The following is a 12793-nucleotide window of genomic DNA, read 5'->3' on the forward strand; positions in this document are numbered from 1 at the left end:
GCTGGCAGGGTTGATCGCGTTTGCGCGCGCTGGCTCTATGGGTAGTTACACGGCCGCGGCTCGATCGCTGGGCATCTCACCCTCTACGGTCAGCAAAAGCATCCAGCGACTGGAGCGTCAGCTCGGCGTCTCCCTGTTTACCCGGACAACCCGGTCCCTGGCGCTTACGAACGAGGGCCGCGATCTACATGAGCGGACGCTCCGCCTGTTGCGCGACGCCGAAGAGGTCGAGCAGGCAGCCAAGGCCGCCCGTGCCGAACCGGCCGGCACGCTGCGGATTGCGGCATCGTTGCCTATTGGTCTGCATGTGATTGTGCCTGCGCTTCCAAGGTTTCGCACGCTCCATCCGAAGGTGTCGATCGACCTCAGGCTGAGCGATCAGAGGATCGACCTAACCGAGGAGGGCATAGACCTTGCCGTTCGGATCGGTGACCAACCCGATTCACGGCTTCTATCGCGGCGCCTCTCGCCGCATCGGCTTTGTTGCTATACCTCACCGGGTTATCTGGGCCTCAAGGGCACGCCGAAATATCCTGATGATCTGCCCGCGCACGATACTGTTAACCTGCGCTATCAGAGCACCGGCCTTATATTTCGCTAGCCATTCCAAATTGGCGAACGGGAGATAGAGATTGTACCGTGCTCTGCGATCGTCGTAGATGCGAGTGAGGCTGTCATTGGATCGATCGCTGCTCGTGCAGGGATTGGCATGGCCACAAGCTTTATGGTCGCCCCTTGGGTCATGCGAGGGATCTGGTCCCCGTTCTTTCCGACTTTGCCGTCGAGCGCCACAACATCGCGGCCGTCTGGCCGGAGAGCCGCCGGACCAACCCTGCCGTCCGCGCTTTCCTTGATGCGATGGTAGAGCTGCTCTGAGCGAGACGGGCCGCTTCAGTCCATGAAAGCCATTCTGGAGAAGTAGGCTATGTCGATTTACGTGGGCCCTTGTCGATGAGCAGCGCGCATTTGATGCGTCAGCGGTTCGAATACCTTCAAGAGCATCATTTTTTAAAACGGCTTAAGTAGCTCGGCCGCATCAGTCCCGAGCGCTTTGGCGAGCTTGTCGACGACTTCGATGGTAGGGCTGTAGACTGCTCTCTCCAGTGAGCTAACGTACGTTCGATCAATGTCGGCTTTGTAAGCGAGGTCCTCCTGCGACAGGCCCTTGGCCTGACGCATCCGCCTCAAGTTTCGCGCGAATGTCTCCCGAATTTCCATCTAAGCAGGAAAATTCTTGTGGAGTATTTCTCCACGGAGTATACTCTACAAAATCGCTGTCGATTGATTTTATTGGCCTGGAGGAGCACAACAAGTGGAACTGCGCCAACTCTCCTACTTCAAAGCAGTGGCCGAGGAACTGCACTTCGGCCGGGCGGCAGCCAGGATGCGCATTGCCCAGCCGGCACTCAGCAATCATGTGATGTCGCTGGAAAGGGAGCTTGGCTGCCCGCTGTTCATCCGCTCGACCAGAAGGGTGGAACTGACCAGGGCAGGGGAAACCTTTTACGATCGCTGTGTGCGGATCTTAAGCGACATCGACCTGACCACCGAACTGACGCGGGCAGCCGGCGGCAGTCGCATCCGCCAGATCAGGATCGGCAGCATCTATCCGGCCACCATGGGCATGCTGCCAACCTTCCTTGCCAAGATCGCCCGCAAGTTTCCCGATGTCCGCATCCATATCGCGTCTGGCAATACCGGCGAGATCATTCGCGGCCTGGAGACCGGCCAGCTCAATCTGGGCTTCATCCGCCCGGTGGAAAACATCGGCTCGTTGCGCTTCGTCTCGCTTGCGCATGAGCGCTACTATCTGGCGGTCGGCCATGCCAATCCACTGGCCGCCAGGGAGGAGATCACGATCGACGATCTGCGCACTCAGAAGATCATCGCCTTTAACCGGCAGAACCTGTCGTTCTCAGAACGCTACTTCAATGAGAAGTTCGCCGAATACGAGCTCACCGCCAACATCGCCTTCAGCTGCGATGACACCTATGCGCTGGTGTCGCTGGTCTCTGCCGGGCTTGGCATCGGCTTTGCCCCGGAATGGACGCTGGATCTTCCCAATCGCGGCTTCGAGCTGAAGAAGGTAAGCGGGATCGACTTTAGGATCGGGCTCGGCATTGCCTGGAGCAAGGAAGATCCAACCGCTGGCCGCGACGACATCGTCGACATCGCACGGTCGCTGGCCAGGCGCGGCTGACAGCATATCCTAGCCGGATGCCAGGGAGGGTCGGTGCAGGGCACACTGGGTTAGCGCTGGCAGAGCCGCTGCGGCTGGAGATCGACACAGGGATTCCTACTGGGCAGCGTCGTGGCCATAAACAACGAACGCAACGTCTTCGATTTTTGCTAAGTCAGATATTTTGGGGGTGCTCTGTCGAATTCGACGTTCGTCGTCCATATCGGTAACGAAGATTGGGCGCGTTTCCGCGTCCGCCAACTGTGCATGACCGCATCTGCCGCAATCAACACATTGCCTGTCACAGGAAGGATTGATGCCGTTTCAGGGGCTCAAATGGAGAATTGCCGTCTTAGCGATCGCGGCTGACTTCGGAGAGCGATTTACGGCGCGCGATGAATTCGCGCAGTATCGGCAGGAAGAAGGCCTTGCTGAACCGGCCAATTGGCGGTTCCGGTTCGAGATAGAACGAGTGACCGATGACGTCGCTGTTGAATTCGTCCATGATGATCCAGAGATGGCGATCTGCATCGAGGCCGGCGCGACGTTTTTCGATTGCCGGGATCTCGAAGGCGAACCGGTCCCGCTCGGGCTGTTTCGTGGTGATCGGGAAAAACAGCACCAGGTCACCATCGGCACGCGCTATCCGCACGCCGACCGCGACGGGGCGCTCCTTGCGTCCCTCCCTCTCGCCTTTTCCTGCTTCTCGATGCCAGAGATGTTGGTGTGGACGGCCCCCGAACGGCATCGAAACGTGCCAGAGTGAGTCGTTAAGATCTCAAACAAAGGAAGCCGCCCATGGAAAAGATTATTCGCATCGGCATGGATACGTCAAAGCATGTTTTTCAGCTGCATGGCGTGGATGCCGCTGAGAAACCGGTCTTGCGCAAAAAGCTGCGCCGCAAGGAAATGATCGACTTCTTCAGGATCTGTCCGCCAACCGTGATCGCCATCGAAGCCTGTGGCGGCTCCCATCACTGGGCTCGGCTGCTGACCGACCTCGGGCATGAGGTGAAGTTGATCGCGCCGCAACTCGTGAAGCCTTATGTCAAGCGGAGCAAGAACGACGCTGCGGACGCTGAGGCGTTATGCGAGGCGATGAGCCGCCCGACGATGCGGTTCGTACCGGTCAAGGCAGCCGATGAGCAGGCCGCCACCATGTTGGTCGGCGTCAGGGATCGCTTGATCCGCAATCGCACCCAACTCGCTAATGCAATCCGAGGTTACGCCGCTGAATTCGGCATTTCCGTCGCCAAGGGACTGGCGCATATTCCCTTGCTGCTTGAACGAACACAGTCCGACGAGACCGTGCCGGAGCTGGCACGGGCATTGTTCGCGAGCCAGGCGGAGGAATACGCCCAGTTGCAAGAAAAGATTACGGATGTGGATGCCAGGCTCATGGCGTGGCAGCGAGCTGACGAACGCTGCAAATGTCTCAATACTATTCCTGGCATTGGTCCGATCGGCGCAGCGCTTCTGATCATGAAGACACCGGCGCCAGAACTCTTCCGATCCGGCCGCCAATTCGCGGCGTGGATTGGGCTGACGCCAAAGGATCACTCGACCGGCGGCAAGCTGCGACTCGGACGCATCACGAAGGCAGGCGATGAGGCATTGAGAGCGGTGCTGGTGGCCGGGGCGACGACTGTCATTCAGCATGCTCGCCGACACGGCAAGACTTCTCCGTGGCTGGCCGAATTGCTCAACCGCAAGCCGTCGAAGCTGGCAGCCGTCGCCCTCGCCAACAAGATGGCGCGTATCGCCTGGAAGCTCATGGTGACCGGGGAAAGTTACAACGCAAAATATGCGTCAGCCCTGATGGTTGGCGCCACATGAAAATCAGCACGATACGGAAAGTTCTAACTTAAGATTCACGTTGGGTTGCTGACAACCGAACTTGCAAGATAGGAGATTAGATGGTGTGATCGATCGATCCAAGACGTGAGACACTCCGTCCTATCCTTTGGCCTTCTGCAAGGTCGTAGAGATGTTTGGAACTCACGCTGCGGAAACCATCTTGGCCAGCGCTCATGTGCGAGCACAACAAAAGGCCGGACATATGGGCGCAAGCGATCGGATCAAATCCGTCTCAGAATATCTTGCGAGCAGGGGGCCGTCCACATAAAGGATAGCGAAGACGGCTGCGGTCTGGATGTCGTCGTAAACACTCATCGCCCGACCTCGTCGTCCTCAGCATATTGTTCGACCGCGCGCTCCATGTCGGCGAACAAGGCGTCGGACATGGTGTCGATCGACCCGATCGCTCGGGCATCGGCACCCTTCGTGAGCCGCTCGTAGTCGTTTATGTTCAAGATTTGCAAGTTTTCGTGACGACAGCAACTGTCAATTTCGCTGGAAAAAGCGATAGGGCAAGGAAGAGCCTCAACCCCAAATGAAGCCAATTTTCTTTAGCCGCTTCTGGTCGAACGTTTCCATGCCCTCGCAATAGTCGACGCCGCCATGGCTGCGATAGAACTGCGCGCCGGTCTCATTCTCCTCGAGGCACCAGACGACCAATCCGTTGCAGCCAAGCGACTTCAGGAGCCGCCGTGCTTCGCCGAACAGCATGTGGCCGAGGCCAATGCCCTGGTACTCCGGCCGAAGATAGAGTTCGTAGATCTCGCCCTCTTGGGGCAGGGCGCGGGCGCGATTGAGGCCGAGCGTTGCGTAGCCTGCGACAGTGCCGGCCACGTCGAGAACGAGAAGCGTTGCCGGCCCGCGGGTGGCCTTGCGCCACCAGTTCTCGCCGCGACGCTCGATCATCTGCCGCAACGCACGATGCGGAATGATCCCCGCATAGGTGTGCTGCCACGCAAGCCGATGCACTTCCGATATGGCTCGGGAATCGTGCGGTTCGGCCCGCCGAACATCGATCGACAACGTCTTCATAACGCGTACTCTGGTCCCATTGTCGGCAATTAACCATATGCGCCCGGCGCATTCAGGTTGTTTGCCCACAGGCTAAACATGTGGACGACAGCTGAAATTTAACGCTTTTTTAACTATTGCGACAAGCGAGATTCGGCAGACTGCACAAATAAAAAACCCCGGCGCAATGGCCGGGGTTGAAGGCTGAAAGACTTCAGTCGCTTAGGCGGACTTCGCCTTGGCGAAGCGCTTGCGGTCGTTGGCGTCGAGATACATCTTGCGCAGGCGGATCGACTTCGGCGTCACTTCCATCAGCTCGTCGTCCTGGATCCAGGAGAGAGCGCGGTCGAGCGTCATGCGGATCGGCGGCGTCAGCTTGACGGCTTCGTCCTTGCCGGCGGCGCGGATGTTGGTCAGCTGCTTGCCCTTGAGGACGTTGACCTCGAGGTCGTTATCGCGCGAGTGGATACCGATGATCATGCCCATGTAGACCTTTTCGCCGGGCTCGATCATCATCGGGCCGCGATCTTCCAGGTTGAACATGGCGTATGCAACGGCTTCGCCCGGAGCGTTGGCCAGGAGAACGCCGTTCGTGCGGCCGCCGATTTCACCCTTGTAAGGCTGGTAGTCCTTGAACAGGCGGTTCATCACGGCAGTGCCGCGCGTATCCGTCAGGAGTTCCGACTGGTAGCCGATCAGGCCGCGGGTCGGCGCGTTGAAGACCAGGCGAACGCGGTTGCCGCCCGAAGGACGCAGCTCGGTCATTTCAGCCTTGCGCTCGGACATCTTCTGCACGACGACGCCGGAATGCTCTTCATCGACGTCGATGACGACTTCCTCGATCGGCTCCATCAGCTGGTCGTTCTCGTCGCGGTGCATGACGACGCGCGGACGCGACACGGCGAGCTCGAAGCCTTCGCGGCGCATGGTTTCGATCAGAACGGCGAGCTGCAATTCGCCGCGGCCGGAGACGTAGAACGAATCCTTGCCTTCGGCTTCTTCGATCTTCAGCGCGACGTTGCCTTCTGCTTCCTTGAACAGGCGGTCGCGGATGACGCGCGAGGTGACCTTGTCACCTTCGGTGCCGGCGAGCGGGCTGTCGTTGACGATGAAGGACATGGTGACGGTCGGCGGATCGATCGGCTGCGCGGTCAGCGCCTCGGTGATCGCGGGATCACAGAAGGTGTCGGCAACCGTGCCCTTGGAGAGGCCGGCGATCGCGACGATGTCGCCTGCATGCGCTTCATCGATCGAGGTGCGCTCGATGCCGCGGAAGGCGAGGATCTTGGAGATACGACCGGATTCGATCAGCTTGCCATCCTGGCCGAGAACCTTGACAGCCTGGTTCGGCTTGATCGAGCCGGAATTGATGCGGCCGGTGATGATGCGGCCGAGGAAGGGGTTGGCTTCGAGGATCGTGCCGATCATCGTGAACGGGCCTTCGGCAACCGTCGGCTCCGGAACGTGGTTGAGCACGAGGTCGAGCAGCGGTGCCAGACCCTGGTCCTTCGGGCCTTCAGGATTGACGTTCATCCAGCCATCGCGACCCGAACCGTAGAGGATCGGGAAGTCGAGCTGTTCGTCGGTCGCGTCGAGGCTGGCGAAGAGGTCGAATACTTCGTTGATGACTTCTTCATGGCGGCCATCGGGACGGTCGATCTTGTTGATCGCAACGATCGGACGGAGGCCGACCTTCAGCGCCTTGGAGACGACGAACTTGGTCTGCGGCATCGGGCCTTCGGAGGAGTCGACCAGAACGATCGCGCCGTCCACCATCGAGAGAATACGCTCGACTTCACCACCAAAGTCGGCGTGGCCGGGGGTGTCGACGATGTTGATGCGAACGCCCTTCCACTCGACCGATGTCGCCTTGGCAAGGATCGTGATGCCGCGTTCCTTTTCCAGGTCGTTCGAGTCCATGACGCGTTCTGCAACGCGCTGGTTCTCGCGGAACGAGCCGGACTGTTTCAGGAGTTCGTCAACCAGTGTCGTCTTGCCATGGTCAACGTGCGCGATAATCGCGATGTTGCGAAGTGCCATATGTCTATATCTCTGAAGCTGGGGCGCCGCGCTGGGAGAAGGCGCCAATTTCATTTGGGCGGCTCATACAGTGTTTTTCGCGTTTGCGAAAGGGGGGAGGCCGGATTGCCTGCCATGCATGGACGTCAACTCGATATCTGCGGATCGAGCGTCGTCCGCCACAGCTCGGTATCGTTCCGATCCATCAGCCTCACGGTCAGTTGCTCGGTCTGCCCGTCGATGTCGACAAGCCCGAAGAACTGCATGCCTGCCGACGGCGGCAGGTTCTGCTCCGCACCGCCGGGTGCGGCTTTCATGAACTTCACCTCCGGTCCGAAAGTCATGTCGAGTTCCTGCGGCCCATAGGTTCCGGAATGCAGCGGACCCGCAACGAACTCCCAGAATGGCAGGAACTCGCGGAACTTGGCCTTACCGGGATCGCAATAGTGTACAGCCGTGTAGTGCACGTCGGCTGTCAGCCAGATCATGTTCGCTATGCCGGCATCGCGGATGAAGCGCAGCAGATCGGCGAACTCCAGCTCGCGGCCAAGCGGGGCGCCATTGTCGCCGTTGGAGATCGACTCGCTGCCCGTCCGGTGGCCGTAATCGTCCCAGATCACCAGCCCGATCGGCAGATCGCAGGCGATCACCTTCCAGGTCGCGGTCGAGCGCACCAGTTCCCGCTTCAGCCACGCCAGCTGGCGCTCGCCCAAAAGCCGCGACTCCGGCGTCGACTCGGCATCGAGCCCATGACTGTTCGGGCCGCGATAGGAGCGCAGGTCGATGAAGAAGACATCGAGCAGCGGACCGTAAGACACCTTGCGGTAGATCCGACCGGGCTCATCGGCCACGTAACGGATCGGCGTCATCTCGTGGAAGGCACGGCTTGCGCGGGCAGCAACCGTGGCGATCGATTTTTCCTTGTAGCGATCATCATCACGGAGGTCGGTCGAGGGCGACCAGTTGTTCAGCACCTCGTGATCGTCCCATTGGTAGAAGACAGGGCAGACCGCATTGAACGCCTTCACGTGCTCGTCGAGCAGATTATAGGTCCACTGGCCGCGAAACTGGTCGAGCGTCTGCGCGATGTCGCGCTTTGCCTCGGTGACGACGCGGTTTTTCCAAACGCCGCCATCTCGCAGCCTGACCTCGTCCGTGATCGGATTGTCGGCGTAAATAGTGTCGCCCGAATGGATCATGAAATCCGGGCGATGGTAGGCGATCGTCGAATAGGTGCGCATCCCCTCCTCGTCGATGCCCCAGCCCTGGCCGGCCGTATCCCCAGACCACGCGAAGCGGATGCTGCGCTTGCCCGCCGGCGCCGTGCGAAACTGTCCATGGATGGGTTCCGACAGGTCGTTGAGGTCCTGCAGGTCGGCCGCACGAAAGCGATAGAAGATCTCTTGATCATCAGGGAGATTCTGGAGCAGCAGCTTTCCCGCAAGATTGGTGCCCGGTGTCACGTCTATGGGCGCGACGCGCACCGCGTTGGCGAACCGGTCGCTCGTCGAATACTCGACATGCAGTCGTGCCGGCCGGTTCACCTGCGCCCAGACCATACCCGAATTCGCATCGACATCGCCGGATTGCACGCCTGCTGTAAAGACCGGGCGACTTGACGAGCCGCGCGCGTAGTAGGGCATCGCCAGCCCCGCCAGTGCAAATCCGCCAACGGCGCCCATGGATGAGAGGAAGCGTCGGCGGGTTGTTTCAGTCAATGTCATGCCAAGGTCTATCCGGCTAACGGGAGGGCCGAACCTATGGCGGCTGTCATGTCATGCGTTTGAAGGCGGCATGACGGTTTTTCGAAACTTCAGCGACAGTTTTGCTACGAGGCGTCGCCGGTGAGGCGCTATTCCGCCACCAAACCACTGCGGCGAAGCAGCGTCAGCAGCAGAAGCGGCAAGAGCGACGTGATGAGGATAGCGATGAAGGCCATCGCCATGCCGAGCCCGATCGATCCCTGTTCGAACTGGCGCCAGATGAAGGTGGCGATCGTCTGCATGCCGACAGGCGCCACGACAACCGAGGCCACCAGTTCGCGCGAGGCGAGCGCAAAGACCAATAGCATCGCCGAAGCAAGGCTCGGGAAGACGAGCGGCAGGAGGATGCGGCGAAAGGCGGTTACCCCGCTTGCGCCGAAGACCCGGGCCGCCGCTTCCAGGCTATCCCCGATCTGCTGGAACGCCGCGGTCGTATAGCGCACCGGCTGCGGCAGCAGTATGCAGCAATAGGCGAGCAGCAGGATGAATGCCGTGTTGTAGGGGGTCGCCGGCAGCCATGGCATGTTCCAAGCAAGGATCAGCCCGACGGCAACGACGATGCCCGGCAGCGCATTCGGCAGGATCGTCATCGTGTCGATCGCCACGCGTCCGCGGATCTTCGTCTTGACGACCGTATAGGCGGCCAGCACGCCGATGAGCCCGGTAATCAAGGCCGTGCCGATGCCAAGCGAGAAGCTGTTGGCGAGCGCCCCCAGAGCGCCGGCGCTGTTGTTGAAGACCGACAGGAAGTTTTCGGCGCTGATGTTGTCGAGCGCCAGACCACCGGAAATCGTCCGCGACAGCGCCGTGAGCAGGATCGATAGCAGTGGCACGCCCGTTGCCAGGAAGGCAACCACGGCAAAGGCGATCATCACGGGAACCTTCATCGCCCCAAGCGGTCGCTTGTCCTTGGCAGCAGGTTTGCCGCCCACCGTTTGATAGGAGCGTCGGGCGAGGATCCATCGCTGCAGCAGGAATGTCAGCAGAGACATGACGACGAGCAGGATCGACAGGATCGCCGCTCCCGGCAGATCGATCGGCCAATCCGAGATCCGCAGGTCGATACCGGTGACCAGCACCTGGAAGCCGGCACGACGACCAAGGGCAGCGGGCGTACCGTATTCCTCGATCGCCGCGGCAAAGACCAGCATCAGGCTGGCAACGAGCCCGGGCGCCGACAGCGGCAGCGTGATCCGAAAGAAGGCGCGCGCCGGCGACGCGCCAAAGACGCGGCCGACATCCGCATAACGCGCACCAACAGCCTCAACCGTGCGCGACACGGCGAAATAGACCACCGGAAAGGTATTGAAGGCCATGACCATGGTCATGCCGAAGAGCGAGAAGAGGAAGGGCGCGAGGTTAAATCCCGCGATCTGCTGAAGATAACCGCGCGGCTGCAGCGCCATGATCCAGCCAAGCGTCGCGATGTAGGGCGGGATCATGAATGGGAGGAGCAGGAGCACATCCCACAGCGGTGCAAGCGGAATGCGGTAGAGTGCCCGAAACACGCCGAGCGGCACCGCCACCAGCGCCGAGGCCAGCACCACGCAACTGCCGAGCAGAATGGTGTTCCCGGCCATGTCGATCAGCGCGCTATCGAAAAGCGTCGCAGCAAGCGAGGAGAAAGGGCCCGCGAACGAGCCCTGTCCGATGTTGGGGAAGATGCCCTGAAGCACAACGGCGATGAATGGAACGGCGACGACAACGGTCAAGCTCGCGATCGCCAGCCAGGCGGCCGGCGCAGCACCGCTACTATCGTTCGTCCTCATCGCCCTGCCCTTATTTGCCGCCGAACGTGTCGGTGACCTGCTTCAGCGTTTCCTTCCGCTTGCCGTAAACGGCAGCGGTGTCGTACTTCAGCAGCTTCAGATCGCTGATCAGCGGACGGTTTGCCGGAATGTCGGTACGAGCCGGCATCAGCATCTGGTCGGCAACGAGCGTCTGGCCTTCGTCGGATAGCATGTAGTCGATGAACTTCTTCGCCTCGTCCTTGTTTTTCGACCAGTTGAGGATCATCGCCGGACGCGGCGCGATGACGGTGCCGGATTCCGGGAAGATCACATCGATGGCCTCGCCCTTTTCCTTGGCGTTGAGCGTGATGTAATCGACGGCGCCGAAGACAGCGGCCTTGGCACCCTGCAGAACCGGGTTCAGAGCCTCGGCATTGGCGCCGGCGATGATCGCGCCATTATCCTTCAGATCCTTGAAGAGCTTGAAGTCGTCCTGGCCGGCCAGTGCCGCCGTCAGCTCGAAGGACGAGCCGGATTGCGCCGGATCCGGAATATTGACGAGGTCCTTGTATTCGGGCTTCGTCAGGTCGGCCCACTCGGCGGGCTTCGGCGTGCCGCTCTTGGTGTTCCAGGCGATGCCGAGCGCCGAGATGCCCTGGGCAACGGCCGTGTCGGTCTTCAGGAAATCAGGAACCCTGGCGGCGTTCGGGCTGCTGTAGGACACGAGCCAGCCGCGCTTGGCGAAGTCGGTTGCCGTATCCCAGGAAGCCGAAATGAGAACGTCGACCACAGGGTTCGAGGCTTCTGCTTCGATACGGGCCATGACCTTGCCGGTCGTTGCCTGGAAGACGTTGACCCTGACCCCAGTCTGTTTGGTGAAGCCGGCCGACAGCTTGTCGATCAGCCCCTGCGGACCGGCGGTATAGACCGTGATGTCGGCGTGGGCGACGCCCGCCATCAACGTTACGGCGAGAACGCCGAAAGTGATGCTCTTCAACGACTTAAGCATGCTCCAAATTCTCCTCTTTGGACAAATGAATTTCTTTGCCGAACCAGCGGATCTGGCCGGGATCGATCGACAGACCGATGCCCTCGCCGGGCCGCAGCTTGGCGCGGCTCAAAACCTGCAATTCGATCTTTTCGGCGCCGACCAGCGAGACGGTCGCCAGATGACCATCCCCGCGGAACTGCGAACGCAGCACCGTTGCGGCAAGTGTGCCTGGCAGGATCTCGCCCGCGCTGATCGATCCGGTGGGGATGAGGACGCGAACGGCGCAATCGACACCATCGACGCCGCGCAGCAATGCAAGGCCGCTACCTTTGAAGAACCAGTGTTCGTCGCGGTATTCGAGTTCGGCGATACCGCCGAGGCGCAGGAAGTCGGCCACCTCGGGCGTTGCGGGCTTCTCGATCAGCTCGTCGGGCGATGCCAGCTGCTCGATCAGCCCGCCACGCATGACGGCAACATCATCCGCCAGCGTCAGCGCCTCGCTATGATCGTGCGTGACGTAGATTGCCGTCAGGCCGAGCGTCGCGATCAGCTCGGCAAGTTCGCCGACCATGTTTTCACGCAGTTCGCGATCGAGATTGGACAGGGGTTCGTCGAAGAGAATGAGCTGCGGTTCGGCAACGATCGCTCGCGCGATCGCGACACGCTGTTGCTGGCCGCCGGAGAGATCGCTCGGCCGGCGGTCTGCATAAGCACCGAGACCGACGCGTTCGAGCGCCCGCATCGTCCGCGACTGCCGTTCGGATTTACCGACGCCGCGCATTTCGAGCGGAAAGGAGACGTTGCCGCCAACGGTCATGTTCGGCCAGAGCGCATAGTCCTGAAATACCATGCCGAGGTTGCGCTTTTCCGGCGGCGAGAAGGCGCCAGTTGCGGCATCGGCAACGGTGCGTCCGGTAATCGCGATCGAACCTTTCGTAGGCGCGAGCAGTCCGGCGACGAGCCTCAGAAGAGTGGTCTTTCCGCAACCGGACGGCCCAAGCAGCGCCAGCGTCTTGCCCTTGGAAAGCGAGATATCAATGCCCTTCAGAACGGGGGTCGCCCCATAGTGCAATTCCACGCCGGCCGTCGAAACGGCCGCATTGGTCTCTGAAGGTTGAGGGGTCATGAAAAAACCGGCATCGGTTGAAAATCGATGCCGGTTGCTTATTAACCTTCAATGACAGTCATGTGACGAAGCGGCAAGAAGCCGTCTTCCATCAATACTTTAGCCGTCGCGTATCGA

The 12793-nt window shown here is 60.5% G+C and carries 11 protein-coding genes and 1 pseudogene; 3 read left to right on the forward strand and 9 right to left on the reverse strand.

From position 1 onward, the window contains the following. The first annotated feature begins 37 nt into the window (after positions 1-37). A pseudogene (locus tag C934_RS36290) lies at positions 38-876 on the forward strand (LysR family transcriptional regulator). A gap of 132 nt (positions 877-1008) precedes the next feature. Here C934_RS36290 and C934_RS0105880 read toward each other — a convergent pair. After that, positions 1009-1218, reverse strand: a complete 210-nt coding sequence (locus C934_RS0105880) for a helix-turn-helix domain-containing protein (RefSeq protein ID WP_018855775.1) — start codon at positions 1216-1218, stop codon at positions 1009-1011. A gap of 94 nt (positions 1219-1312) precedes the next feature. Here C934_RS0105880 and C934_RS0105885 point away from each other — a divergent pair, with 94 nt between their 5' ends. Next, a complete protein-coding gene (locus C934_RS0105885; RefSeq protein ID WP_018855776.1) occupies positions 1313-2200 on the forward strand; it encodes a LysR family transcriptional regulator in 888 nt (295 codons plus the stop codon). A 331-nt stretch (positions 2201-2531) separates the two neighbouring features. Here C934_RS0105885 and C934_RS0105890 read toward each other — a convergent pair whose 3' ends face one another. Beyond that, positions 2532-2927, reverse strand: a complete 396-nt coding sequence (locus tag C934_RS0105890) for a hypothetical protein (RefSeq protein WP_018855777.1) — start codon at positions 2925-2927, stop codon at positions 2532-2534. Positions 2928-2977: 50 nt separating this feature from the next. On the opposite strand from C934_RS0105890, the gene C934_RS0105895 reads away from it, so the two are divergent. Next, positions 2978-4015, forward strand: a complete 1038-nt coding sequence (locus tag C934_RS0105895) for an IS110 family transposase (RefSeq protein WP_018855778.1) — start codon at positions 2978-2980, stop codon at positions 4013-4015. Between the two features lie 332 nt (positions 4016-4347). Here C934_RS0105895 and C934_RS33525 read toward each other — a convergent pair whose 3' ends face one another. The 7 genes from C934_RS33525 to C934_RS0105930 form a co-directional block, all read right to left on the reverse strand. Further along, positions 4348-4491 carry a hypothetical protein gene (locus C934_RS33525; RefSeq protein WP_192303240.1) on the reverse strand — a complete coding sequence of 48 codons (144 nt, stop codon included), beginning with the start codon at positions 4489-4491 and terminating at the stop codon, positions 4348-4350. Between the two features lie 70 nt (positions 4492-4561). Further along, complete coding sequence (locus tag C934_RS0105905; protein ID WP_018855780.1) at positions 4562-5068, reverse strand: GNAT family N-acetyltransferase; 507 nt, start codon at positions 5066-5068, stop codon at positions 4562-4564. Positions 5069-5269: 201 nt separating this feature from the next. After that, a complete protein-coding gene (typA, locus tag C934_RS0105910) occupies positions 5270-7087 on the reverse strand; it encodes a translational GTPase TypA (RefSeq protein WP_018855781.1) in 1818 nt (605 codons plus the stop codon). A 125-nt stretch (positions 7088-7212) separates the two neighbouring features. Next, complete coding sequence (locus tag C934_RS0105915) at positions 7213-8790, reverse strand: alkaline phosphatase D family protein (protein WP_026371594.1); 1578 nt, start codon at positions 8788-8790, stop codon at positions 7213-7215. Between the two features lie 128 nt (positions 8791-8918). After that, positions 8919-10598 carry an ABC transporter permease gene (locus tag C934_RS0105920; RefSeq protein ID WP_018855783.1) on the reverse strand — a complete coding sequence of 560 codons (1680 nt, stop codon included), beginning with the start codon at positions 10596-10598 and terminating at the stop codon, positions 8919-8921. Positions 10599-10608: 10 nt separating this feature from the next. Next, entirely contained in the window at positions 10609-11568 is a 960-nt protein-coding gene (locus C934_RS0105925; RefSeq protein WP_018855784.1) for an ABC transporter substrate-binding protein, read from the reverse strand. Further along, positions 11561-12676, reverse strand: coding sequence for an ABC transporter ATP-binding protein (locus tag C934_RS0105930; protein WP_018855785.1), 1116 nt, complete (start codon positions 12674-12676; stop codon positions 11561-11563). Before C934_RS0105930 ends, C934_RS0105925 begins: the two co-directional genes overlap by 8 nt. Between the last annotated feature and the right edge of the window lie 117 nt (positions 12677-12793).

It is taken from the genome of Rhizobium sp. 42MFCr.1 (assembly GCF_000377185.1).
GTDB lineage: Bacteria > Pseudomonadota > Alphaproteobacteria > Rhizobiales > Rhizobiaceae > Rhizobium > Rhizobium altiplani.

Coding starts and splice junctions, on each gene's coding strand:
- C934_RS0105925 (WP_018855784.1), bottom strand. CDS start 11,568: ATGCTTAAGTCGTTGAAGAGCATCACTTTCGGCGTTCTCGCCGTAACG.
- C934_RS0105895 (WP_018855778.1), top strand. CDS start 2,978: ATGGAAAAGATTATTCGCATCGGCATGGATACGTCAAAGCATGTTTTT.
- typA (WP_018855781.1), bottom strand. CDS start 7,087: ATGGCACTTCGCAACATCGCGATTATCGCGCACGTTGACCATGGCAAG.
- C934_RS0105890 (WP_018855777.1), bottom strand. CDS start 2,927: ATGCCGTTCGGGGGCCGTCCACACCAACATCTCTGGCATCGAGAAGCA.
- C934_RS0105915 (WP_026371594.1), bottom strand. CDS start 8,790: ATGACATTGACTGAAACAACCCGCCGACGCTTCCTCTCATCCATGGGC.
- C934_RS0105880 (WP_018855775.1), bottom strand. CDS start 1,218: ATGGAAATTCGGGAGACATTCGCGCGAAACTTGAGGCGGATGCGTCAG.
- C934_RS0105920 (WP_018855783.1), bottom strand. CDS start 10,598: ATGAGGACGAACGATAGTAGCGGTGCTGCGCCGGCCGCCTGGCTGGCG.
- C934_RS0105930 (WP_018855785.1), bottom strand. CDS start 12,676: ATGACCCCTCAACCTTCAGAGACCAATGCGGCCGTTTCGACGGCCGGC.
- C934_RS0105905 (WP_018855780.1), bottom strand. CDS start 5,068: ATGAAGACGTTGTCGATCGATGTTCGGCGGGCCGAACCGCACGATTCC.